General features: G+C 38.3%; 28 protein-coding genes. 2 read left to right on the plus strand and 26 right to left on the minus strand.

The annotated features are described in order from the left end of the window. The 26 genes from AWW73_RS01835 to AWW73_RS01960 form a co-directional block, all read right to left on the minus strand. Complete coding sequence (locus tag AWW73_RS01835) at positions 1–303, minus strand: integration host factor subunit beta (RefSeq protein WP_002121337.1); 303 nt, start codon at positions 301–303, stop codon at positions 1–3. A 156-nt stretch (positions 304–459) separates the two neighbouring features. Beyond that, positions 460–2,133, minus strand: coding sequence for a 30S ribosomal protein S1 (gene rpsA, locus AWW73_RS01840; RefSeq protein ID WP_002121348.1), 1,674 nt, complete (start codon positions 2,131–2,133; stop codon positions 460–462). Between the two features lie 111 nt (positions 2,134–2,244). Then, on the minus strand, positions 2,245–2,925 hold the full coding sequence (cmk, locus tag AWW73_RS01845; RefSeq protein ID WP_062848582.1) for a (d)CMP kinase: 681 nt from the start codon (positions 2,923–2,925) through the stop codon (positions 2,245–2,247). A 10-nt stretch (positions 2,926–2,935) separates the two neighbouring features. After that, entirely contained in the window at positions 2,936–3,376 is a 441-nt protein-coding gene (locus AWW73_RS01850; protein WP_062848583.1) for an SRPBCC family protein, read from the minus strand. A 70-nt stretch (positions 3,377–3,446) separates the two neighbouring features. Beyond that, positions 3,447–3,950: a tRNA adenosine(34) deaminase TadA gene (gene tadA, locus AWW73_RS01855; RefSeq protein ID WP_057106324.1), complete on the minus strand. Its 504-nt coding sequence runs from the start codon at positions 3,948–3,950 to the stop codon at positions 3,447–3,449. A gap of 6 nt (positions 3,951–3,956) precedes the next feature. Next, a complete protein-coding gene (locus tag AWW73_RS01860) occupies positions 3,957–5,081 on the minus strand; it encodes an enoyl-CoA hydratase/isomerase family protein (RefSeq protein WP_079748353.1) in 1,125 nt (374 codons plus the stop codon). Beyond that, entirely contained in the window at positions 5,078–5,791 is a 714-nt protein-coding gene (gene ung, locus AWW73_RS01865) for a uracil-DNA glycosylase (protein ID WP_016145102.1), read from the minus strand. The genes AWW73_RS01860 and ung overlap by 4 nt, the downstream gene beginning before the upstream one ends. A gap of 53 nt (positions 5,792–5,844) precedes the next feature. Further along, positions 5,845–6,441, minus strand: a complete 597-nt coding sequence (locus AWW73_RS01870) for a 6-pyruvoyl trahydropterin synthase family protein (RefSeq protein WP_016145101.1) — start codon at positions 6,439–6,441, stop codon at positions 5,845–5,847. A gap of 228 nt (positions 6,442–6,669) precedes the next feature. After that, positions 6,670–7,629 (minus strand): type II secretion system minor pseudopilin GspK, encoded by a 960-nt coding sequence (gspK, locus tag AWW73_RS01875; RefSeq protein ID WP_062848584.1) that lies wholly within the window; start codon positions 7,627–7,629, stop codon positions 6,670–6,672. Then, positions 7,629–8,327, minus strand: a complete 699-nt coding sequence (gspJ, locus tag AWW73_RS01880) for a type II secretion system minor pseudopilin GspJ (RefSeq protein ID WP_062848585.1) — start codon at positions 8,325–8,327, stop codon at positions 7,629–7,631. The genes gspK and gspJ overlap by 1 nt, the downstream gene beginning before the upstream one ends. Next, positions 8,327–8,707, minus strand: a complete 381-nt coding sequence (gspI, locus tag AWW73_RS01885) for a type II secretion system minor pseudopilin GspI (protein WP_062848586.1) — start codon at positions 8,705–8,707, stop codon at positions 8,327–8,329. The genes gspJ and gspI overlap by 1 nt, the downstream gene beginning before the upstream one ends. Further along, a complete protein-coding gene (locus AWW73_RS01890) occupies positions 8,697–9,251 on the minus strand; it encodes a type II secretion system protein (RefSeq protein ID WP_016145097.1) in 555 nt (184 codons plus the stop codon). The genes gspI and AWW73_RS01890 overlap by 11 nt, the downstream gene beginning before the upstream one ends. A gap of 6 nt (positions 9,252–9,257) precedes the next feature. Next, positions 9,258–9,866 (minus strand): TetR/AcrR family transcriptional regulator, encoded by a 609-nt coding sequence (locus AWW73_RS01895; protein ID WP_014206595.1) that lies wholly within the window; start codon positions 9,864–9,866, stop codon positions 9,258–9,260. Positions 9,867–9,902: 36 nt separating this feature from the next. Beyond that, positions 9,903–10,676 (minus strand): TatD family hydrolase, encoded by a 774-nt coding sequence (locus tag AWW73_RS01900; protein WP_016145096.1) that lies wholly within the window; start codon positions 10,674–10,676, stop codon positions 9,903–9,905. Between the two features lie 17 nt (positions 10,677–10,693). Then, positions 10,694–11,035 (minus strand): PilZ domain-containing protein, encoded by a 342-nt coding sequence (locus tag AWW73_RS01905; protein ID WP_002121335.1) that lies wholly within the window; start codon positions 11,033–11,035, stop codon positions 10,694–10,696. Between the two features lie 10 nt (positions 11,036–11,045). Next, the gene (locus tag AWW73_RS01910; RefSeq protein WP_062848587.1) at positions 11,046–12,026 is read right to left on the minus strand and encodes a hypothetical protein; all 981 of its coding nucleotides are present in this window, start codon (positions 12,024–12,026) and stop codon (positions 11,046–11,048) included. Positions 12,027–12,039: 13 nt separating this feature from the next. Beyond that, complete coding sequence (kdsB, locus tag AWW73_RS01915) at positions 12,040–12,801, minus strand: 3-deoxy-manno-octulosonate cytidylyltransferase (RefSeq protein WP_062848588.1); 762 nt, start codon at positions 12,799–12,801, stop codon at positions 12,040–12,042. A gap of 9 nt (positions 12,802–12,810) precedes the next feature. Beyond that, on the minus strand, positions 12,811–13,821 hold the full coding sequence (gene lpxK / locus AWW73_RS01920) for a tetraacyldisaccharide 4'-kinase (protein ID WP_062848589.1): 1,011 nt from the start codon (positions 13,819–13,821) through the stop codon (positions 12,811–12,813). 2 nt (positions 13,822–13,823) lie between these two features. Continuing rightward, positions 13,824–15,551: a lipid A export permease/ATP-binding protein MsbA gene (gene msbA / locus AWW73_RS01925; RefSeq protein ID WP_062848590.1), complete on the minus strand. Its 1,728-nt coding sequence runs from the start codon at positions 15,549–15,551 to the stop codon at positions 13,824–13,826. Beyond that, positions 15,548–15,976: an ExbD/TolR family protein gene (locus tag AWW73_RS01930; protein WP_016145091.1), complete on the minus strand. Its 429-nt coding sequence runs from the start codon at positions 15,974–15,976 to the stop codon at positions 15,548–15,550. The genes msbA and AWW73_RS01930 overlap by 4 nt, the downstream gene beginning before the upstream one ends. A 15-nt stretch (positions 15,977–15,991) precedes the next feature. After that, positions 15,992–16,627 carry a MotA/TolQ/ExbB proton channel family protein gene (locus AWW73_RS01935; protein ID WP_016145090.1) on the minus strand — a complete coding sequence of 212 codons (636 nt, stop codon included), beginning with the start codon at positions 16,625–16,627 and terminating at the stop codon, positions 15,992–15,994. A 50-nt stretch (positions 16,628–16,677) separates the two neighbouring features. Further along, positions 16,678–17,565 (minus strand): ParB/RepB/Spo0J family partition protein, encoded by an 888-nt coding sequence (locus AWW73_RS01940; protein ID WP_016145089.1) that lies wholly within the window; start codon positions 17,563–17,565, stop codon positions 16,678–16,680. After that, positions 17,562–18,344 (minus strand): ParA family protein, encoded by a 783-nt coding sequence (locus AWW73_RS01945; RefSeq protein ID WP_002121458.1) that lies wholly within the window; start codon positions 18,342–18,344, stop codon positions 17,562–17,564. Before AWW73_RS01945 ends, AWW73_RS01940 begins: the two co-directional genes overlap by 4 nt. Positions 18,345–18,365: 21 nt before the next feature. Continuing rightward, positions 18,366–18,998 carry a 16S rRNA (guanine(527)-N(7))-methyltransferase RsmG gene (gene rsmG, locus AWW73_RS01950; RefSeq protein ID WP_062848591.1) on the minus strand — a complete coding sequence of 211 codons (633 nt, stop codon included), beginning with the start codon at positions 18,996–18,998 and terminating at the stop codon, positions 18,366–18,368. 87 nt (positions 18,999–19,085) lie between these two features. Continuing rightward, on the minus strand, positions 19,086–19,775 hold the full coding sequence (murU, locus tag AWW73_RS01955) for an N-acetylmuramate alpha-1-phosphate uridylyltransferase MurU (RefSeq protein ID WP_016145087.1): 690 nt from the start codon (positions 19,773–19,775) through the stop codon (positions 19,086–19,088). Continuing rightward, a complete protein-coding gene (locus AWW73_RS01960) occupies positions 19,775–20,788 on the minus strand; it encodes an aminoglycoside phosphotransferase family protein (protein WP_062848592.1) in 1,014 nt (337 codons plus the stop codon). Before AWW73_RS01960 ends, murU begins: the two co-directional genes overlap by 1 nt. A gap of 120 nt (positions 20,789–20,908) precedes the next feature. Here AWW73_RS01960 and AWW73_RS01965 point away from each other — a divergent pair, with 120 nt between their 5' ends. Both AWW73_RS01965 and AWW73_RS01970 read left to right on the plus strand, forming a co-directional pair. Further along, positions 20,909–23,347, plus strand: coding sequence for an LPS-assembly protein LptD (locus AWW73_RS01965; protein ID WP_016145085.1), 2,439 nt, complete (start codon positions 20,909–20,911; stop codon positions 23,345–23,347). Further along, entirely contained in the window at positions 23,347–24,657 is a 1,311-nt protein-coding gene (locus AWW73_RS01970; RefSeq protein ID WP_062848593.1) for a peptidylprolyl isomerase, read from the plus strand. The genes AWW73_RS01965 and AWW73_RS01970 overlap by 1 nt, the downstream gene beginning before the upstream one ends. Positions 24,658–24,682: the final 25 nt, after the last annotated feature.

The following is a 24,682-nucleotide window of genomic DNA, read 5'->3' on the forward strand; positions in this document are numbered from 1 at the left end:
TTATTTCCCAGATTCGTTTACAGCATCACGAAGGGCTTTTCCGGGTTTGAAATGTGGAACAGCTTTAGCTGCAACTTCAACTGATTTTCCTGTTTTAGGATTACGACCAACTCTTGGATCACGGTGGTGTAAAGCAAAGCTACCAAAACCACGGATTTCAATTCGATTATCAGTTGATAGTGCTTCTATCATTTGATCAATCATAATTTTAACCGCCTCTTCCACCAAAGGTTCAGCTAAGTGTGGGTTTTTTAGCGCAATGCGTTCAATCAAATCAGACTTATTAAGAGCTTCAGTAGTCATCTACGACCTCGTTATTTATTGCTACTCTATGTCGTTCGATAATAACCTGTTTAAATACAAAACGGTAGCGCAGTATGTTGAATACTAGGCTACCGTTTACAGTAATTTGTATAAAAAGTACAATTCCGTTACATGAAACCGTACTTTGTTAACTTATTACTTCATTTGTGCTTTGATCAAGTCACCAATAGTCTTAGGACCATTGTCTTGACTTGTTGTTGCTGTACGCAAGCTAGCAACTGCTTCTTTCTCTTCTGCTTCGTCTTTCGCTTTGATAGACAAGTTGATAGAACGAGATTTACGATCAACGTTGATGATCTTCGCTTCAACTTCTTGACCAACTTCTAAGAATTTAGTCGCATCTTCTACGCGGTCACGGTTGATTTCAGAAGCTTTAAGAGTTGCTTCAACTTCGTCAGCTAACTTAACAGTTGCGCCACGAGCATCAACTGCAGTTACAGTACCTTTAACTAAAGCACCACGTTCGTTAGCAGCTAAGAAGTCATTGAACGGATCGCTGTTCAATTGTTTGATACCAAGGCTGATACGGTTACCTTCAGCGTCTACAGACAAGATAACAGCTTCAACAGTGTCACCTTTCTTGTAACGACGAATAGCTTCTTCACCTTGCTCGTTCCAAGAGATATCAGACAAGTGTACTAAACCGTCGATACCGCCGTTCAAGCCAATGAAGATACCAAAGTCAGTGATAGACTTGATAGTACCAGATACTTTTTCGCCTTTCTCATGAGCTTTAGCAAACTCTTCCCATGGGTTAGCACGAGTTTGTTTGATACCAAGGCTGATACGACGACGTTCTTCATCAACTTCAAGAACCATAACGTCAACTTCATCACCAATCTGAACAACTTTAGATGGGTGGATGTTTTTGTTAGTGTGGTCCATTTCAGAAACGTGAACTAAACCTTCAACGCCTTCAGCGATTTCAGCGAAACAGCCGTAGTCAGTTAAGTTAGTTACGCGAGCTTTAACGATAGAACCTTTAGGGTAACGGCTCATGATCGCTAACCATGGATCTTCGCCTAATTGTTTAAGGCCTAAAGATACGCGGTTACGTTCACGGTCAAATTTAAGTACTTTAACAGTAACTTCTTGACCAACTTCAACAACTTCTGAAGGGTGCTTGATACGCTTCCAAGCCATATCTGTGATATGTAGAAGACCATCAATACCGCCAAGATCAACGAATGCACCGTAATCAGTAAGGTTTTTGATAGTACCTGTAACTGTTTGACCTTCTTCAAGTTGAGCAAGTAATGCTTCACGGTCAGCAGAAGATTCAGCTTCCATAACAGCACGACGAGATACAACAACGTTATTACGTTTAGCATCAAGTTTGATTACTTTGAACTCTAACTCTTTACCTTCAAGGTGAGTAGTGTCACGGATAGGACGAGTGTCAACTAATGAACCTGGTAAGAATGCACGAACAGGACCGATGTCAACAGTGAAACCGCCCTTAACTTTACCAGAGATAACACCAGTAACGATTTCGCCATCTTCAAAGATTTTTTCAAGTTTAGTCCAAGTTTCAGCACGCTTAGCTTTTTCACGTGATAAAACTGTTTGACCCATACCGTTGTCAAGAGCTTCAACAACTACGTCAACAGTATCACCAACCTGAACTTCAAGTTCACGTTGTTCATTTAAAAATTCAGCACGGTCAACAATGCCTTCAGACTTTAGGCCAGTGTCAACAGTTACCCAGTCGCTATCGATGTTTACAACAACACCTTGGATGACTGCACCCTTTTCAACATTGAGGTTTAATTCACTTTCTTCAAAGAGGGCTGCAAAAGATTCGGTCATGATATACCTGATAAATTCAGCGGTCTTGGATCAGACAAGGCCGGTTTAGTTAAGTATCAACATAGTCTTTATAGACTGATCAAGCTATGCTTCAACTGATAATTCTATTTACTAAATAGTACGGCTATCAACATAATCAACCATTAACTTAAATACCTGATCGATCGTTAATTCCGAACTATCAATAATATAAGCATCTTTGGCTGGCTTGAGCGGAGCAACTTCTCGCTCCATATCTCTTTTGTCACGCGCCTGTATATTAGCTAAAATGTCGTTTATTTTAGCATCTAGCCCCATACCCTGCAACTGTTTTACTCTTCGCTCAGCACGCGACTCAGCCGAAGCTGTCAGATAAATTTTAGCATTTGCTTCAGGAAAGATAGATGTTGCCATATCACGGCCATCGGCAACTAAACCAGGATCTTGCGCGAAAGCTCTTTGTCTCTCGAATAATGCCTGTCTAAGTTCTGGAATCACTGCAACTTTTGAAGCGTATTCACCAACTCGTTCTGTACGAATTGTTTGGGATACATCTTCATCATCCAAGAAAACTAAAATTCCTGAGGTAGACGTTTCAAATTTAATGTCCAGTTGACGTGCATATTGAATACATTCATCAAGCTGACTATCTAATTTCTCCAATAAATCGTGTTTATGTAATGACAACCCTAACAACCGATATAAGGCACCCGAATCGAGTAAATGATATTGATAATGTGCTGCAAGTTTTGCGGCCAATGTTCCTTTACCCGAACCACTCGGACCATCAATAGTAATAATTTGAACTGTCATTTAACTCTCACTAAGAAGCAATTGCTTTAGCTAATCTCGAAAAGCCTAGTGTAATGGCTAGTTTTAGCTGTGCAAGTATTAATTTACTTACCACTGGTGCTTTTGCCGTTAACTCGATGTGGTATGTAACTAAAGTAATATATGGGGTAATTTCAGAAAACTCGATTCTACCTAAATGGTGTTTAATCAAAGGATTATCTATCAATTTATATTCAATACTTTTATTTTCTTCAAGCAATGTAATTTCTTCTTTAAGGGGTTTGATTGGACCAAAGCCCATGCGTCGAACTGATCCTAAACCATCAGGTCTTTTAGAATCAGCTGAGTCTTTTACACGCACAACTTGTAAAGGCGCAAAAGCAGTATTATAAGTTGAATGCTTAGAGAGCAAGTTAAATACATCACTAAGAGGGGCATTAAATTCTTTTTTTACGGTAATTACATTACGCATTGAATCGTCCTTATTAAATAGAATCATGGCATTAAAACCGCGTTAGTTTGCCATAAGCGTATGTTAATTTTTAATCATTTAAGGACGTTTTTTGTTGTTTCTCTTGTCTCTTTTGCTCACGTCTTTGTTTAAAAAAATGACTAAGTTGCTGAGCACATTTTTCTTGCAGACAACCATTCTGAAATGTAAACCTATGATTATAATAACCTTGCTGCAATAACTGGCGTGCACTCACCAAGGAACCTGCTTTAGGTTCGGGTGTGCCAAAAACTACATGTTTGATTCTTGCATGTACGAGCGCACCTACACACATAGTACATGGCTCAAGAGTGACATATAAAGTTGTATCCTCGGGTAATCGATAATTTTCTAAAGAGGAACACGCTGCACGGATAGCTTGAATTTCTGCATGTGCAGTTGGATCTAATAAAGTAATTGGAGCATTATAACCAGACCCAATTACTCGATTTTGACTCACCAGAACCGCTCCAACCGGGATCTCACCCTGCTGGGCAGCTAATTCAGCTTGCTCGTAAGCAAGCTGCATCCAGTATTCATCACTATATTCAGTCATTTATTTTTAGGTAATCACACCATGTTGTCTAAGTAAGGCATTCCAACTATCTATTGAAGTGACTGGTGGACAATCAGCCAATATACCTCTTAAGCTTAGATCATCACATTGCTTCCATTCTGGTGATAAGTCTTTATCCACCAAGCGTGCACGAACACCTTCCACAAAGTCAGGATGACGTATTTTCCACTCAGAAATCTGAGCCTCTAGATCAAAGACTTCATCCCATGAGTGTACTTGTTTTCCCCACTGCCATAGTAACCAAGTAATTGCCGCAGTACTAGGAGATCCTTTTTGCAAGTTTTCACTCGCTTGACGCAACCAATCACTGCTCGCATCACGCAAACTAACAATCGCTTGATAATCCTGCTCAAAATTGAAACCGCGGCAAACGCTACGAATCACATCAAGTGAGTTTTGCAATGGGCCTGCTGCAACAGGACGGTGCAAGCTATTTAAAGTATCATCAATTGCTCGAAAATCACCTGCTGGATAATGAGCCCAATTAATATTTAAAACTTTTTGCAAAACATTATCACGTTGCGCTTCACAAATATGTGTTGCCCAACCAATACTATATGCTCCGGCAGCAGTCATGATTGAACCAGTTAAACCAGTAAACAAACCTATCGGACCACGATCCGCCAAGAAACGGCTTGCCCCAACATCTGGATATAAACCAATATTAATTTCAGGCATTGCTAAACGAGAATATGGTGTGACTAAACGGAATGGTGCAGCCATAAACAAGCCCAAACCACCACCCATAACATAGCCTTCACCCCAAACAACAACTGGTTTAGCATAATTATGTAAGAGTAGATCTAAAGCATATTCCTGTTGGAAGAACTTATTTGCGGTATCTACTTCTTGATTAATAACAAGTTGACGTAATTTCCTAACGTCACCACCTGCACAAAAAGCTTTTGGTGTCGTTGAGTCTAACCAAATTGCTTTAACCTGTTCATCGTCACGGAAATCTTCAAATACACGCAATAATGCCGTTACGATTGATTCGTCTAAAGCATGTAACGATTTAGGACGATTCAAACGTACTATACGCCAGCCGTTTTTTGCTTCTTCAACCACCAAGTCCGGGTGATAGTTATTTACATTGGGAGAGTTCATCATGCGTCCAATTGCCAGTCTATGGGCTCAATGCCATGTTGTTTCAAATATTGATTTGTTTTTGAAAACACTTTGCATCCAAAAAATCCTCCTCTATTTGCAGCAAGAGGTGATGGATGTGCGGCCGTTAAAACCAAGTGTTTATCTCTATTTATACGTTGTCCTTTGCGCTGTGCATAAGCACCCCACAAAATAAATACTATATGCTGTCTTTGTTCATTTAGAACATCAATGACTTCATCAGTAAAGGCTTCCCAACCCTGCTTTTGATGTGAAGTCGGCTGACCAGCTTCAACTGTAAGCACACTGTTAAGTAAAAGCACACCTTGTTTCGCCCATTTTGTTAAATCACCATGGCGAGGAGCAGGAATACCCAAATCTGTATGTAACTCATGAAAAATATTGCGCAAAGATGGTGGTAATGCAATACCTTTTTGAACAGAGAAACTTAAACCATTGGCCTGGTTTGGCCCGTGATACGGATCTTGTCCTAAAATCACAACTTTCACATCAGCCAATGGTGTAGTATTTAAAGCATTAAAAATCTGCTTACTCGGCGGATATATTATTTTTTGAGCTTGTTTCTGCTGAAATAAGAAATCGCGCAAGCTATCCATTTGAGGACTTAATAGAAAAGGTACTAAAGATCTTTTCCAACTTTCTTCTAATTGAACTTTACTGAGTTTATCTTGCTGTTGCTCAGTTAATTGCATTAATGTCATCCTAGATCAATTTTCAATTCTACAAATACTGTAAGTAATTCGATTTATACTTCGACTTGTAAATCAACTTGAGGATTATTAAATTTAACCCCTTTTTTCAAGTCTTCATACATTTGTGGATTTGCCCACTCTATCTGAATTTGTTCTGAAAAAACAATTCCATCAAGACTTAAAATGCCCATTTGTTCGTTTTGAATATCTTCAATAAAGCTTTGAGCATATCCAGTATCAGTCTCATGAACAATGACCGAATAAACCTCAACATCACCTTCCCCATTTTGAGTGACTGTTGATTGCAAAACTTGCTGAGCTAGATAAAAGAAGATACGTGAAAACTGTTCAGCTGACGGTGAAACGGGCAAAGAAATCCAACGAGCACTAAAAGTCTGACAAGCATCAATATATTGAGAATCATCTTTTTCCCAAAAGCAGATTGCATGATCAAAACTGTCGAAAAGATCTTTTATTACTCCCTTTAGGAGTCCAAAATCATAAACCATTTGCCCATGATCTAATTTCGAAGCTTTAAGCAATAACTCAACTTTATAGCTATGTCCATGAATTGATCGCTTACAACGATCCGATGTACAGTTACGTACAACATGTGCATTTTCAAACTTAAATAACTTACGAATTAACATGTGCCAAATCGATCATTCCTTCTAAGAACATTATTATAAAGCAAAAGACGAAAATTTCGCACCACTTTTCAATTAGAAACAATTAGCAAAAAGTATGATAAGACTTGTGAAGAAACATTGAATATAAACATATAGAAAGTTTGTACTTACTTTAACGCTTAACTTGAGAAAAATTTATAATTACAAACTTCAAAAAACATCCAAAGAAAATAAATCATAAATTTTCAATTAGTTAAACGGTGCTATATTTCTAGAATATACATAAACCTGCTTATCACTGCGCATTAAGGCACTTGTAAACTGTCTTTTTCTATTATTCAACACAACCTCGATTTGTGCCTGAAAAAAGTTCGACTTCACATCTAAAAGGCTATTAACTTCAGTTTTATTCTGCACATCAACTGCCGAAAAAGCAGCCAATTGCCATAATTCATCAATATTTTGAAAGAATTTTAAATTTTGTTGGCGTAATTGAAGTTCTTTTTCTATAGCTCCTAAATCTAATTTTTGATCTATACTCGCTAATACCAATGGTGATGCGGTATTAATATTCACTTTTGTATTTTCAGGCAATGCAGAAATGTACGGTGCGATTAAATCATATTTCTTGCCTTCAAAACCCCTGACCAGTTTCAGCTCTTCAATACGATGGAATTTTGCATTTGAAGCTAAATAACCAGGATCAAGCCCTTCATAATAATTACCTTCTGCCCCCATAGGACCGCTTGGTTCTTCATCTGGATCTTGCCAATCAATAACTGCTTGACTTAACTCTGCTGGCAATCCTACACGCACAAGCAATCGCTCAAACCAATTTTTAGCAGCTTCGTTTACCTTGCCTTCATTGGTCGTTAAATTGTTTAGATTAAATTTTCCTGACTCATCTAGTAAGCGCCCCGATACAGCTCCATTTTCTATTGGAAAAGGTGGCATCGGCTGAGCCCAGCTTTCTTTTAAATGATCAATACCACCAGCATTATTAGTATCTTGAATTAATAATTCAGAAAAAAAAGCTTCTGCACTTTTTGCATAGAGTAATGACTGATTTTGACGTATCAAATAACCCGTATTTTCCATCGTATTTGTTTGATGCTTTGCGATAGAGGCAGCCAAAATTGTAGCCAATGCAACCATAATCAAAATTGTGAGTAACGCTACGCCTCGCTGACTCTTTTTATAGCGTACCATTATGCCCCTCCTTCTTTGGAGAGAGATAAATTCCCTTGATTTAAGCTATAAATCCACTCATAACTTACTCCTGCAACGGTGAGTTGTATTTTTATTCCTTTCGGTAACTTTCTAAACTCTTCAGGTTTTGTGGGATCAAGATTAATCTCTGGCCATCTTGTCACTTCCTGCGGTGTCAACACTATAACTTCAAATTGTTCTACTTGGCTCAACAGCGTACTTGATAAAGGTTGCTCTTTGTTTGAAGTATTTAAATTACTATATTTAAGACGATAAAGCTTTTTTTGATCAGGATCATATCGATATTCAATACGCTCAAAAGGTGATAATCCTTGCTTTAAGGGATCAGTAACACCAGCTTTACTAAAGCGAAGAACTTGGTTGTCAAGCTCTAGAGCTGGATGTAACTGTCCGCCTTGATTAGCCGATAACGGTATAATTTGCAATGAATCCCGTAAAACTTGCTGATAAGCATCTTGTAATTCAAATAACTTTACTTCATGTTGAGCATTACGATCTCGGACCTTTAATAAATAATCAAAAACCTTCCACCCCAACAAAGATAAAATGGCAAAAATTGCAATTGCAACTAAAAGCTCAACTAAAGTAAATCCTGAGGCACGAATTAATCGAGCACTGCTCGATCGTGCCGCAAGACTTGAAGTTTCTCTTCGGAAGCTATATTTATTGTTTATCATTATTTTGCTTTCATTGGATAATTAAAAAATACTAAGTGAGTAATACCATTTTGAATTTTCCCTTTATCAGAATCATATAAGCTAATTTGCAAATTTACTTTCTGAACATTCGGGCTAATTGTGGATTGTGCAGATTTATCAATCTGCCAAGTTTCACCTTGGGAAGTAACCTGCTTACTTTGCGTACCTTCAAGCCATTCCTGATTTATCTCCATTAAAGCAACTTCATTCATTGCTACAAATTGAGCTTTTGTTCTAAGAATTGCATTTGAGGTAGATTGAGTGTACTGCATGGCTACTTTAGTTAGCGCGACAGCCGCCACTGCAAAAATTGCTAAAGCAACCATTACTTCTAATAGAGTAAAACCTTTAAATTTCATTTATTTTACCCAAATGATCAATTTGTATTTCTGAACCAATTGGTTTTTGTTCAAAGTAAAACTGTATTTTCACCGTTTTAGCTTCGCCATTGCCAAACCAGATTAGCTGAGGAGTTTGTCCTCCAATTAAATCCGTATTTGTAGCTTTTGAATAGTTCTGCTCATCTAAAGGTTGTACCGTAAACGATACATGTTTAGGTAATCGCCGCGTAGTAAATTCTGAATATTTTTGCCAGCGATTTTTTAAATCTTGAACCTGCAATTTACTCTGGTCGTGATACTCATACAATTCATAAGAAAAAGGTGAAACATCGGTTTCACTCAGAGTAGATAGAGCTAGAACACGAGACTGATCAAGCGATTCTTTACCAATTTTATGCATATCAAGCAAAAATAATTCTCTTGCTTGCATTGCTTTCTTTTGGTCAACTCCACCTATGTTGAGTACAACTAGAGAGGTCATAATCGTCATAATAACAATCACCACCATTACTTCTATGAGAGTAAAACCTTTTTGGGATTTAAGTGGTGATTGAGACTTCATATCGACCTAAGCATATTGCTCAACAGCTTGTTTAGGTAAGGCTAATGCCTGATCAATATAAGCCACTCTTAAAGTGTCTCTTGAACCTAAATATCGTTGATAAAAACTTGAATTGAGAATAGCTGCCGCGCCATGAGTTAATGACCAAATAGAAGCAAGATAATCTCGTGTAGGCATATTGCTTTGAATAGATTCTAAATAGTGGTCTGTCATGCGAATGATAATTCGCAATCTCTGTTTACGCACCTGATAAAGTTCGTGGAAAAGATGATGTACACCTTGAGCAGTAATCGACAATTTTTCTTCAATTTGATGAAATAAAACTGTTCGTTCAGGATGATGTAAATGATGCAACATAAAAAAGGCCAAATGTTCTGGAAAGGCCTTTTCAGTATCTTGAACCATTTCAAGTAACATACGCTCATTACGAATAATCAACAGCATGTACAACTCATCTTTACTTTGAAAGTGTTTGTACAGAGTTCCTTTTGCTAAATCAAGCTCAGCAGCCAGGACATCAAGTGTCATGCCAGCTTCGCCATTTTCTAGCAATAATTGTTCCGCAACCTGAAATATTAATACTTCTCTTGCTCGGAACTGAGCCTGACGATCCATCTTCACGCAATTACTCTCTTATATAGTTTCTATAATCTAAATCGCTTTTAGCAAGTTCTCAAAATTTTGTGAGGTGATCATTGCAATTTCCTCAACCGATTTATCATATACATCACTGAGCGCTTTGGCTACATAAGGCACATATTTTGGTTCATTTGTTTTACCGCGATATGGAACTGGTGCTAAATATGGACTATCTGTTTCAATTAAAAGACGATCTAGTGGCACTTGCTTAGCTACATCCCGCAAATCTTGTGCATTTTTAAATGACACAATACCTGAAAAAGAAATGTAATAGCCACAATCAAGCACAGCTTTAGCAGTTTCCCAATCTTCAGTAAAACAATGCAGAATCCCATGTGTTGAGTGTTCAGCACGAATAATATCTACCGTATCATGCTTTGCTGATCGGGTATGAACGACAACTGGTTTTTTTACAATTTTTGAAGCCTGGATATGTCTTGCAAAACATGCCTTTTGCTCCTCAATAAAATCTGTACTGTGATAATAATCCAGTCCAGTTTCACCTAAAGCCCACACTTTTTCTGATTGAGCCAATTCAACCAAATATTCAGTTGTTGCACGAGCCATTGTGTCCACATCCTCACAAGGATGTACGCCTACCGTATAACCTACATCAGCATGTTTCTTTGCAATTTCAGCTAGTGCAATATGGTCATCCAGATCAACGGAAATTGCCATAAACTTAGACACTCCTTCTGCTCGCGCTGCTGCAAGCGCAAGGTCCAGATCACCGTTATAAGGCGTTAAATCTAACATCGTTAAATGGCAATGCGTATCAACAAACACTTTTCTTTCCTATTTAATTACATGGTATAACTTGGACGATCTAGAGACATACTACCAGCCAAAACTCGTTCTGCCTCAGTTTTATAATAAATTCCCTTATCTCCACTTAACTGAATAGCAAAACCTTGAGGTTTAAATCCACTTTGTTTATGGGAGATCCAGATTACTTTGCCTGTTAGAGGAATTTTTTGAGACTGCTCAGGCAAAGTTGCCAAAATGAAAATTTCTTGCCCCATCTTTACCTTTTGTTTTGATGGTACGAATAGGCCCCCACCTTGCACATAACCCATATAGCTTGCTTGCAAAGTAGCTTTATCAGGAATATTTACCTGAATAATCCCCCCCATTTGCGGCTGCATTATCTTCCCCTTAAATGTTCATTAACGTTATAAACAACTGATCTATAATTAATTGACTTTGTACATTTTGCTCAACAAGCTTTTTTGCTTGTTGTAGTTCATTATAAATATTAAATAAGCTTTCTAAATCATAATATGGACTTAACTGATCAAAATCTAAATCCGTATTTTTCTGTGGTTGATTTAGCTTGACACAAATTAAATCTCCCAACAAGTATTCAAAAAGCATCATAAAATCACTAAAACTTAACTCTTTTTGCCATTTGCCTGAGAAAAATAAAGGCATATTTTTTTGCGCTACAATTTTAAGCCAATCATTTAAGAAAGTTTGTCGTTTAGTAAACCAATCACTTTTTGCAATTTCTATGGCTTGTAAAGGCATATCATTGGATAAGCCAAGGAGTAAATCAGGTTGCACTTCGGCAATTTCAGATAAATGCTCATTTAAATATGAAGTAGCTTGCTCATATGAAATACGATCTAATGCAAAATGTTGTAGTCGGCTGCGAATAGTAGCTGGTAATTTAAGGTAGTGATCAGCCAGCAAGATTAAAACAACTCGTTCACCAGGCTCTTCTAAAGTCTTTAGTAAAGCATTTGAAGATGCTAAATTAAGTGCCTCAGCAGGTTCAATCACGATAACACGCCAACCTTCTCCCGTTTGTTGTACGAAAGGTAGTAAGTCACGTATCTTTTCTATTTTAATTTTTGCATTCTGCTTTTTATTTTCTTCATCCGTTGTGATATGAACATAATTGGGATGAGTGTCTGATTTTAACCATTGACAACTGCTACATTCCCCGCAAGGGCCTTGCAACTGCTTATTTAAACAAAGTACCCATGCTAAAAAATGTTTAGCAAAAGCATGTTTTCCGCAACCTTGCTTGCCGTAAAATAAAAGACCATGACCAATATTGGGAAACCTTGTTGTCAAGGTTTCCCATGTTGTTTGCTGCCAAGGATAAACCTTTGAAGTTACATTCGGATTCATTAAAAATTAACGCTTATTCAAAAGATTCAACAGGCATATTATTTAACCGATCAAGATCAGCTTGTGTGTCCACACCGGGTGGTAAATTTGCTTCGGCTACAGCAATTGCAATTCGATGACCATTTTCTAAAACACGTAATTGTTCAAGACTCTCAAGCCTTTCAAGCTTACCCATATCCCATGTTACATATTCTTGTAATAAGTTGACTCGATAAGCATATAAACCTAAATGGCGAAATGCTTGTGAATGTAAATTCTGTTCATCATGCTTAGCCCCATCTCGATCATAAGGAATGGTAGCCCGACTAAAATATAAAGCTTCATTTTGTTTTGACATGACTACTTTTACAATACTGTCACGCTGGAACTCATCTAAGGTATGAATCGGCTCACACAACGTAGACATTGAACAATTCGGTTTATCAACCAAAAGTTTTGCAACTTGCTGAACAAGTTGAGCTGGTAATAAAGGCTCATCTCCTTGAACATTTACAATAATATCATCTGCATCCCAGCCCTTAATACGAGCCACCTCACTTAAACGGTCTGTACCTGAAGGATGATCAGCGCTAGTAAGAACCACATCTATTCCATCTGCACGACAAATCTCAGCAATACGTTCATCATCTGTTGCCACACACAGATCATCAAAACCTTCGACTTTTTTTGCCTGATCCACTACACGCAAAATCATAGGACGGTTATGAATAAGCAACAATGGTTTACCTGGCAAACGCGAGCTTGAGAAGCGCGCTGGAATGACGATGTGTTTCATTTTTTCTACCTAAGATAATTGAATATCAAGTTCTTGCAATTGCTGTTTTAAAACCTCATAACACTGTGTAGACAGGACGGCTTTAACAGGAACTACCCAAATAGACTGTTTAAATTCAGGATGTTTTTCAAGTAATGGTAATAGTTTAACTGCATCTTTCTCAGTTGTAATAAGTGGCAGCTCGTCATTAAAAATTAAATCATTAATTGTGTAATCATGATGATCGCGAAATGCGTGTTCTTGAAATTGTTTCAGGCCCAAATCTTTAAGTGTTTGATAAAAGCGTTGAGGAAAGCCAATACCGACTACAGCGTGATAACTATTCTCAGGATTGAAATTCGGTTTAGAACTAGACAAAGGATTGAGTAAATATGGCTGTCCTACCTCGAGGTGCATATTTAATTCTGTAGCAGGTTTATAAGTATGCTCAATCACCGTTCCTGTTTCTAAACGCTCAACAGGTTCGCGTAAATAGCCTTCAGGTAATAATTTTTTATTACCTAGACCACGATTTTGATCGAGTACAATCCACTCTATTTGCCGTCCTAATGCCCAATGCTGTAGCCCATCGTCACTAATAATCAAATCTATTTCTGATGACTTAAGCAATAGTTCTATTGCAGCCTGTCTATTTGGACCTACCGCCATTGGTACACTTGTAGCCTGAACAATTAATGCAGGCTCATCGCCAACCTGAGCGGCCTGTGCACCTGAGGTAACTAACATGGGAAAAGGACCACTACCCCCATACCCCCGACTAATCACCCCAACTTTTACATTATGCTGCTGTAGATAATTCACCAGTTCTATTAATAATGGAGTTTTCCCACTTCCACCAACCGTAATATTACCAATAATCATCACAGGCACAGGTGCTTTATAAACTTGCTTAAAACCTGAATAATAAAGATGACGATTGAGTAGAAACCCAGCACGATACAAACAAGACAATGGACGTAAAGCAACTAACCAACTCGATTGCTTATTCCATGCATTCTGGATCAGCTGGGCTAATGACATGCTTAGTTATCCTCGAAATTACGTTGGTGTAATTGATAATAAGCACCATGTTTTGCGAGGAGTTCTTGGTGAGTACCTTGTTCAACAATTTGCCCTTGATCCATCACTACAATACGATCAGCATTTTCAATTGTTGATAAACGGTGAGCAATAACGATCGTTGTACGGTCTTGCATCGCTTCATCAAATGCTTGCTGAATAAAATGTTCAGATTCATTATCAAGAGCACTTGTAGCTTCATCTAAAATTAATATTGGAGCATTCTTTAAAATTGCTCGAGCAATAGCAATGCGCTGACGTTGACCACCTGATAAATTTAGGCCTTGAGCCCCTAAAACAGCATCATAACCATTTGGTAAATTCATAATGAAGTCATGTGCATATGCAGCTTTTGCAGCAGCATGGATTTCCTCATCTGAGGCACCCTGCAACTGACCATAAGCAATATTTTCACGAACAGTACGGTTAAATAATACAACTTGCTGATTTACCATTGCGATTTGTGTACGCAGAGAAGAAAGATCAATGTCATTGATTGGTAAATCATCTAAATAAATTTGCCCACTTGATACCTCTTGAAAACGTACCAACATGTTAACCAATGAGCTTTTACCAGCGCCTGAACGTCCAACCAATGCTACAGTTTGACCCGGAAGGATATCTAAAGAGAAGTCTTTAATCGCTTGTACACCATCGGCATAATTTAATGCCACATGATCAAAACGAATTGCACCATTTAGTTTAGGTTTTAATTGTCCGTTATTTTGCTCTTCAGGCAAATCCAACAACTCAAAAACAGAGTAAGCTGCAGCTAAACCACGCTGTAACTTTTCATTAACATCAGTCAGGTTTTTAACAGGTTTTGCTAATAAACCAGCAGCTGTAATGTAAGCCACAAATTCACCAGCACTTGTATTACCTAAAATCTGTGGTCGTAAAGCTAACCATACAATAAGGGCCATAGCACAAGCCATCACCACCTGAACCACTGGGCTATTCAGGTTTTGTACAATCACCATTTTTAAACCGCGTTTTAAGTTTTCTTCCGATGACTTATAGAATCGTGCTTGTTCAGACTCTTCACCGGCAAAACTTTTTACTACCGCATTACCATTAATACTTTCTTGGACAACGTGATTCACATCACCCATCGTATCTTGAACCTGTAACGAAAGCTTTCGCATACGTTTTGAAGCTTTACGCACCAATATACCAATTACTGGTAAGAATACAAAAATACATAGCGTAAGGCGCCAATTGGTATAAAAGAGATAACCCAACAGCCCTAGAGTAATCATCCCATCCCTAACAATGGTTCTTAATGACTCCGAAGAAGCTGCTGTTAGCTGCTCAACGTTATACATAATCTTGGCAGTAATATGACCAGATGAATTATCTAAGTAATATTGTGCAGGTAATCTTAAAAGTTTGGCATAAACTTCTTGTCGAATACTAAAAACCAGACTACGTGAAATCACCGCAGTATAGTAGCCGCCCATAAATAGGCCTAATCCACGAAAAAAAACCAATAAAATGATTAGTATTGGGAACCAATCCAAATCTGCTCTACTGCTATTTTGGATTGCATCAATAATAAACTTAATCAATTTAGCAACGGAAACTTCTGTTGCTGAGTTAATACCGAACCCGATAAGAACTAATAAGGCCACGCCCCAATAAGGTTTTAAATAGGCTATGAGACGCAAATAAACCTTAAAATCTTGATTCACTCAGAAAAACCTCTAGAAGGAACTTTGGTACTAATATTGATGTTAACAAAACCGAGTTGTCCTGCAACATCCATAACGCGGATTACATCCTGATGAGACGCTTTGGCATCCGCAGCAATGATGAACATAAAATCACGGCGCTCTTGAGCAACTTGCTTAATTGCAGTACTCAGATCAGCAACCTCTTTAGACGAAAGTGCCTGACCATTTACAGCATAATGACCACCAGAGTCTACCACGACTTCAATTTTGTGATCGTACTGTTTTGGTGGAACACCTTGTGCATCTGGTAACGTTAAATTGATACGACTTGGCTGATTAAAAGTAGTCGACAATAATAAAAAAACTAAAATGAACAGCAAACAATCAATCATGGGCGTTAAATTGATATGAATGTCTTCGACCTGAGAACGTTTAAATTTCATGTGGTTCTTTACCCATTACCCAACACGACGGTGTTCTGCTATAGACGATGAACGTTTATAGAACAATGAGGCATGAAATAAAGTCGATTGCTGTTCTAACTCAGCAATATAATCCTGCACTACTCTTTGGAAATAGCGATACGCGATTAAAGCTGGAATCGCAATTAACATTCCCACGGCTGTGGTAATAAGCGCTTTAGAAATACCCGGAATCATTAAACTTGGACTACCAGCCGATCCAAAATCAATCACAAGGAATGATTCAATAATCCCAACCACCGTACCCAGCAACCCGAGTAAAGGTGCCACTGCACTCAAAGTTCCTAAGAAGTTAATGTTTTTTTCTAAATAAGAAATTTCTTGAGAAGCTGCTACTTCCATTTGCGCACGAGCAAATTGCTCACCATGCTCTCGATGATCAAAACCGGCTTTTAAAATGTGAGCTAATGCGCTGTTTTGCACTTCTACATTTTGCTCCAAATTTTCCATAATATCGTCAGTTCTTAAAGAACTATCATCAATTAATGCTTTGGGTAGAACTTGTGAACGTCTTAACCGAACAAAACGCTCAATACTGATCGCAACAGTTAAAATCGAGCATAGAATTAAAGGCAGCATCAACCAACCACCCGCTTTCACAAGTTCCCACATATCTTCTTCCCCAAGAATATAAAATTAGAAATATATGACCCAAATGCAAATTAATCAGGCAAACAAATATTTAAAATGCCATCTAACTCGTCTAAGGTATGGTAATGAATAACCAGCTTACCCTTACCTTTTTGATTATGATCAATTTTTACATTAGCGCCAAAACGCTCTGATAGTTTTTGTGTCAATTGTTCAATATCTGGTGCAACAGGCGCTTTCTCCCTCTCCTGTTTAGGTTCACTTCTATCACGCACCAATTGCTCTGTTTGACGAACAGATAATCCTTTTTCAATTACAATTTTAGCAATATCTAATTGATCTTTACCTTTTAACGTCAAGATAGCTCGAGCATGCCCCATATCAAGTAGACCTTGCTGCATAAAATCTTTAATTTCATCAGCCAGACTCAATAAACGCAGTAAATTACTGACTGTAGTACGGGCTTTTCCTACCGTTTCAGCAATTTCTTGATGACTTAGACCGAATTCATCATGAAAACGCTGTAAGGCTATTGCTTGATCAATCGGGTTTAAATCTTGGCGTTGAATGTTTTCAATGAGCGCTAAAGCAATCGCGACTTGGTCATTTAAATCGCGAACAATTGCAGGAATTTCAGTTAAGCCTGCAAGTTGTGCAGCACGCCAACGACGCTCACCAGCAATGATTTCATACGGATATGCTTCATCATCAACTGGACGAATGACAATAGGTTGCATCACTCCATGTTTTTCAATAGAAGATGCTAACTCTTGCAAATCATGTTCATGAATAAAGCGACGTGGTTGATATTCACCACGTTTTAATAAATTTACATCAATTTGTTTCAACTGTCCGTGATCAAGTGCCTGAGCTTCAAGTTGTAATTTTTCTTTTTGAATTGAACCAAGTAATGCATCTAAACCACGACCTTTAGCCAATCCGCGTTTTTTGATGCTCATACTTTACTTCCTTTCTTCACTTTACTTTTCTTTAACATCTCAGCTGCAAGATTTAAGTATGCAACTGCACCTTTAGAACTTTTCTCAAAATAGATAACTGGTAAACCATGTGCTGGCGCTTCTGCTAAGCGGACATTACGCGGAACAACAGTATCATAAAGTTTTTTTCCGAAATACTGTTCTAACTCAGCAGATACATCACGTGTTAAAGCATTTCGTGCATCGTACATTGTACGTAATACACCAATAATTTCTAAATCAGGATTTAATGCCTTTTGAATACGGTCTATAGTCTGCGTTAAATCAGCTAAACCTTCTAGCGCATAATATTCGCATTGCATTGGAATGATTACACTATCTACAGCTGCCAAAGCATTAACAGTAATCAAGCTCAAGCTTGGCGCACAATCCACAATGATAAAATCAAATGAGTTTCGGATTTCATTCAGAGCATTTTTTAGAATAAATTCGCGCCCTTCTTGCTCTGCAATAGCAAGCTCAACACCGGAAAGTTCACGATTAGAACCTAAAACTTTATATCCGACTTCTGCTTTTTGAATAGCTGTTTCAATTGGTACTTCGCCAAGTAGAACATCCGTAATGGAATACAAAAGATCGTTCTTTTGAATTCCGGACCCCATCGTAGCATTACCTTGTGAATCCATATCTACAAGTAATACACGTTTCTTTAATACAGCTAGAGACGCTGCAAGATTTACTGCAGTCGTTGTTTTACCAACACCACCCTTTTGGTTTGCAATCGCAATAATTTGAGCCATGGTAACCCTAATACTTTTTATTTAAATACGTTGAAGTAAAAGTAAATGACGTTGTTCATCAAGTCTTGGTACATTCAGCTCAATCACTTTACATGAAAAGTCCCGTTTAAGTTGCTCAATTTCCTCAACTGGCACAACTCCTTTCATTGCTGCAATGATACTGCTCTGATGCAAGTATGGCTGAGCTGCATCTACAAAATCCGTTAAAGAAGCAAAAGCACGACTTGTTATGACATCAAACTGACCAAGCTCATCAATTGTATCTTGATTTTCAACGCGTGTTTGCACTGCTACTACGTTTTTAAGCTTAAGGTCAGCAATAAACTGTTTCAAAAAACGAATTTTCTTACCATTTGAATCAAGCAATACACAAGAACGTTCCGGCTGACACAAAGCAATGATCATGCCCGGCATACCGCCACCTGTACCTACATCGAGCAAACGGCCTGTTGGCAAATCTTTCAAAATACTTAGGCTATCTAACAAATGCTTCACTAACATTTCTTTCGGATCACGAATCGCTGTTAGATTATAAGCTTTGTTCCAAAGTACCAAAGCATCTTGATACTTCAACAATAATGTCAAAGCTTCATCGCTAAGCGATAAACCTAATTTTTGACTACCCTGTTGTAACTCTTGAAAAAACGGATGCATAAACAGATAACATCTAAGTAAAATTTAAAACAAAGTATACCCATTTATGCATCGTGGAACACTAGTTAACGATTAGGGATTACACACTTAATCGTAGAAGCCTTCACGAATTTGCAAATCTAGCTCCATTAAACGCTCAGGCGTTCCCACATCTACCCATGCACCTTTAAGCTTTTCACCAGATATTTTTTGACTGTGCATCGCTTGCTTCAATAGTGGAGCTAAAGGACGCTTACCCGCTTCCAATCCATCAAAAAGCTTAGGATGAATAACCGACACACCACTGAAAGTGAGGTTCTCGCCCGTCACATCTTGATCGAATGTAAAAGCGCGCCCATCCAATAATGTAAAGTCGCCTTCAGGATGCTGTTTAGGATTATCAACCAACACAAGATGTGCCAAATCATCGTTTAACTTAATATGGCGTAGAGCTTCAAAATCCATTGTGGTCCATACATCTCCATTCACCAGAATAAAAGGATCTGTTCCAAGCAGTGGCAAAGCATTAATAATTCCACCCGCTGTTTCCAGACCTTCTTCCTCTCGTGTCCAACGGATATCAACACCAAATTGAGAGCCATCACCTAAACTACTGATGAGTTTATCTGCCAACCATGCAGAATTGATGACGATTTCAGTCACACCAATTTTCTTAAGTTTTTCAATATGCCACACAATAAGGGGCTTACCGCCCACCTCGAGCAAAGGCTTTGGTGTATATAGCGTAAGTGGACGCATGCGATTGCCCAAGCCAGCAGCAAGAATCATTGCTTTCATTATGCTGCTACCTCATAGCTACCATATTTCTCGATAAACTTAGGCATCACGATGTTATTCATAAATACCATAAACTCTTCAAGTTCAGCATAACCACGGCTTTCTTCGAGTAAATACCACATGACACGTGGTAAATCCTTCAAATAACCTGACTTACCATCACGCTCAAACAAACGAACAAAAATGCCTAGAATTTTAATATGACGTTGAATAGCCATTAAATCCGCATCACGTTTAAATTGATCAAAGCTACGGTTTTGTTTAGTCGACGCTGGCAACAGGTCATAAAACACTTTAAACCATTGATAAACACGATCAGCGTTCCATTGAACATAGGCATCACGCGTAATCGAAATTAAGTCATATGTATCCGCACCAACAACAGCATCTTGAAAGTCGATTACCCCCAACTCTTGCTCATTGGTAATTTTCATCAAATTTCGACTATGAAAATCTCGATGTACAATAACTTGCGGTTGGGCTAATGCAGCACGAGCCAAGAAGTCAAATGCATTATCAATCGTTTTTTTCTGTTCAGCAGTCGGCTGAATAGAAAGTGACGGCAACATCCAGTCTGTAAGTAGCTGCATCTCCGACATTAATTTTTCGTAAGAATAAACTGGGAACTGTTTAGTCCCGTCAATAGACTGCAATTGAATAAGTTGTTTAAAACTTTGTTCGTAGTATTTATCAACAGTTTCATTAGTTAATAATGTCGATAAAAGCACATCACCAAAGTCTTCTAATAATAGAAAACCTTGAGCCAGATCTTTCGCGACGATCTGAGGCACACGTACGCCATGGCTCGCAAAAAACTCGTCAATGGTCACAAACGGAACACAGTCTTCTTTTTCTGGAGGGGCATCCATGAGCATATACGTTTTATTTTGTAACTCGATACGCGCATAACGGCGGAAGCTTGCATCACCTGCTAAAAAAGCGATCTTAAATTGATCATTTTCAAGAACAGATGTAAGCCATGTATATATCAATTGTTCACGTTGTGTATTCATTTGCAATAAAATCTAAAACAAGCTGAGATTTTTGAAGGGTTAAGTGTAGCCACTTATAAACTTTTTCTCTATGATGCGACAATAATTAATTGTGAATTAGCATACTTGGTTAATGAGACAATGAAGCATCAGTTTAAATTTAATCCTTTAGCGACAGCTATTTTTACGCTCTTATGTGGCTCCATACAATCAAGTTATGCTGAGTCAACTGATGTTGTCTCCAATATAGACAATAATCAACTTAAAGCGAGCATCAAGGAAGCTTACCCAGGTCAAGAATTCTTTCAGCAATACTATGTTGATAAATCTGCGCCTGAAGCTCAGCTTCGTGACAATAAATATTTAAGCTCAGCATTTTGCCAAGGCACATGGGTTACACCAATCAACCCTGAGACCAAAGCTTTAGATGCAGATAAAGCGACTTCTGTCGTTACGGCTAACTACGGACACTACAATCCAGCGGGTGATTCTGTTTTAGAAGGTGATGTCGTTATTGATCAGGAAGGACGCACAGTTCGCGCTGATAAAGTAACGATTGATAAGACCCAAACCTTTGCGCATGCACAAGGTCGAGTACAGTTAGCTCAAGGCGGGTTACTTTCACAGAGTGATGAAATTAATTACAACCTAAAAACCCAAACTGGGAATTTAGACAATAGTTTTTATATTTCTGAACAGCAACATGCCCATGGTCATGCAGGAAAAATCGAAAGAACCTCACCAAATGTTATGGTTCTTAATGATGCAACCTATACGACTTGCCCACCAGGCCAAAAACCTGGTTGGAAAATCCAAGCAAATAAAATCGAGTTAAATCAGGAAACTGGACGCGGCGTAACTCGTGGAACAAAATTATATGTTAAGGACGTTCCTGTTCTAGCTGTTCCCTATTTTAACTTCCCGATTGATGACCGCCGTACTACAGGTATTCTCAACCCACAATTTGGTTTCTCTAACGATGGTGGTGTTGAGCTTTCTGTTCCGGTTTATTTAAACCTTGCGCCTAACTATGATCTGACACTTACTCCGCGATATTTAGCAGACCGCGGTGCAATGCTAAAAGGTGAGTTTAGATATTTAACCGATGGCTTTGGTGCTGGTGAAATGTGGGGTGGTATCTTGCCATCCGATAAAAGTTATGATGATAAAGACCGTAAAGATTTCCATTTTTTACATAATTGGGATATCAATGATCAGTGGTCTACTAACCTAGAATATAACTATGCATCAGATAAAGATTATTTTTCTGATTTAGATAGTAGTCCGAACTCTAAAACAGATCTTAACTTACGTAGAGCTTGGGAACTTAACTATCAACATGGCATTCCGGGTTTAAAAGCACAGCTTAAGGTTGAAGATTTCCAGACACTTGATCCTGAAGTTGCAGATGCAGATAAACCTTATGCTCGTTTACCACAATTCTTATTAAATTACGTCACTGGTAATCCACTAGGCTTACAATACGAATTTAATAACGATACTGCTTACTTTAAGAAATCGATTAATGATGGCTCTGCTCAAGAAAGTAGTGGTACACGTATTTATAACCAGTTTGCAACACGTTATAACTACCGTACACCAGCAGCTTTTGTGATCCCTGAAGTTTCAGTACGTTCTATTCAAACGTTTTATGATAAGGACAGTATCGCATCTCAAGGTTTAGATGGCGGTTCTGAAAATAAATCAGTCGTTGTGCCTCAATTTACCTTAGACACTGGACTAAACTTTGAACGCGAAGGTAAGTATTTACAAACACTTACTCCACGTGCTTTCTATGCATATGCTCCGTATAAAAATCAAGACGGCTACCCTAACTTTGACTCAACCACTGCGTCAGTAAGTTATGATCAATTATTTAACCCATACCGTTTTTATGGTCATGATCGCCTAGAAGACAACAACTTCCTATCATTAGGGGTAAGTTATAGTCTCTTTGACACAGTAGGTTTAGAGCGTTTACGTGCAAGTGTAGGCCAAAGTTACTATTTCGAAGATCGTCGCGTCACACTAAAACAGCAGGATGAATTTGACACCGAGCGTAACACCGGTCCTGTTGTGAGCCTATCAAGCCAGCTTAATCAAAACTTCACCATTGCTGCTAATTCAGCGTGGATGTCGAATGGTGACAATGCTCAACGTGACTTCCAACTTTACTATACTGGTGATAAAGGAAATCTATATAACTTAGGCTATTTCTATCGTAAAGAAATTACTGGTCGTCAAGATACTTATGACCAAGTTGTTGCATCGTTTATACAACCAATTAAAGACAATTGGCGTATTATGGGCCACGTACAATATGACATGGACAATGATGTTGCCCGTGAACTCTTGCTAGGAGTTAACTATGAGTCATGTTGCTGGGGTATTTCTGTCTACGGCCGTTCATACTATAACGATCTAGACGATCCAAAATCTCCAGATGTTAGTGAAAAGCGCGCGATCATGGCCGAAATTACACTAAAAGGTTTAGGTGGTTTAAACAATAAACTCGCGTCTTTACTTGAAAATCGCGTTTTAGGTTTTAACAAAATTAATCAATCTTGGACACAACGTTAATGAAGACAAAGCATCTTAAACAGTTTTTTAAAGCAACTACACTTGCTGCCCTAATCTCTTCATCAATGCATAGTTTTGCCCAACCCGCTGATGAAGTTGTGGCAATTGTGGACAATAGCGTAATTTTAAAAAGCGATCTTCAACAAGGTATGGCTGAAGCAGCTCATGAACTGCAAGCTCAAAAGAAAGAAGTGCCACCTCAGCAATACTTACAGTTTCAGGTATTAGATCAATTAATCTTGCGTCAAGCTCAACTTGAACAAGTTAAAAAATATGGCATTAAACCTGATGAAAAGAGCTTAAATGAAGCTGTACTTAAAGTAGCAAGTCAATCTGGTTCTAAAAGTTTAGAGGCTTTCCAGCAAAAATTAGATGCTATGGCTCCGGGAACTTATGAAAGTTTGCGTAATCGAATCGCTGAAGATTTAGCGATTAGCCGTTTGCGACAACAACAAGTGATGTCTCGTATTAAAATTAGTGATCAAGATGTAGAAAACTTCTTAAAATCACCTCAGGGACAAGCTGCATTAGGTAACCAAGCACATGTAATTCATATGCGCATTTCTGGTGATAACCCACAGGAAGTTCAATCTGTAGCTCAGGAAGTACGTTCAAAGCTTACGCAAAGTAACGATATAAATGCCTTGAAAAAACTTTCAACTGCAAATGTAAAAGTTGAAGGTGCTGACATGGGTTTCCGCCCACTATCTGATATTCCTGCTGAACTTGCGGCTCGTATTACTCCCCTACAAGACGGTCAAACGACTGACTTAGTATCGGTACGTGATGGTGTACATGTTTTAAAGCTTCTTGAACGTAAACAAAATGAGCAAAAAGCTTTGGTACCTCAATTTCAAACCCGCCATATTCTCATTCAACCATCTGAAGTGGTGACACTTGAGAATGCCAAGCAAATTATTGATAACATTTATAAACGCTTAAAAGCTGGTGAAGATTTTGCAACACTTGCAGCAACCTATTCAAATGATACGGGTTCAGCACGTGATGGTGGAAGCCTAGGTTGGGTAACACCTGGAATGATGGTGCCTGAATTTGACAAAAAAATGCAGGACATTCCTGTAGGTGAAATTAGTAAACCTTTCCAAACTCAATTCGGTTGGCATATCTTACAAGTGACAGACAAACGTGAAAAAGATATGACTCATGAATATCAAGAGCGTATGGCACGTCAAATTTTAGGTGAACGTCAATTTAATACTGAAATTGATAGCTGGTTACGTGAAGTACGTGCAAATGCATATGTCGAAATCAAAGATCCAAGTCTAGACAAAAAGAACTTACAAAAGTAAGTCTTTTTCTCTTCATCAAAACCTG

Origin of the sequence: Acinetobacter lactucae (genome assembly GCF_001605885.1) — a bacterium.
GTDB lineage: Bacteria > Pseudomonadota > Gammaproteobacteria > Pseudomonadales > Moraxellaceae > Acinetobacter > Acinetobacter lactucae.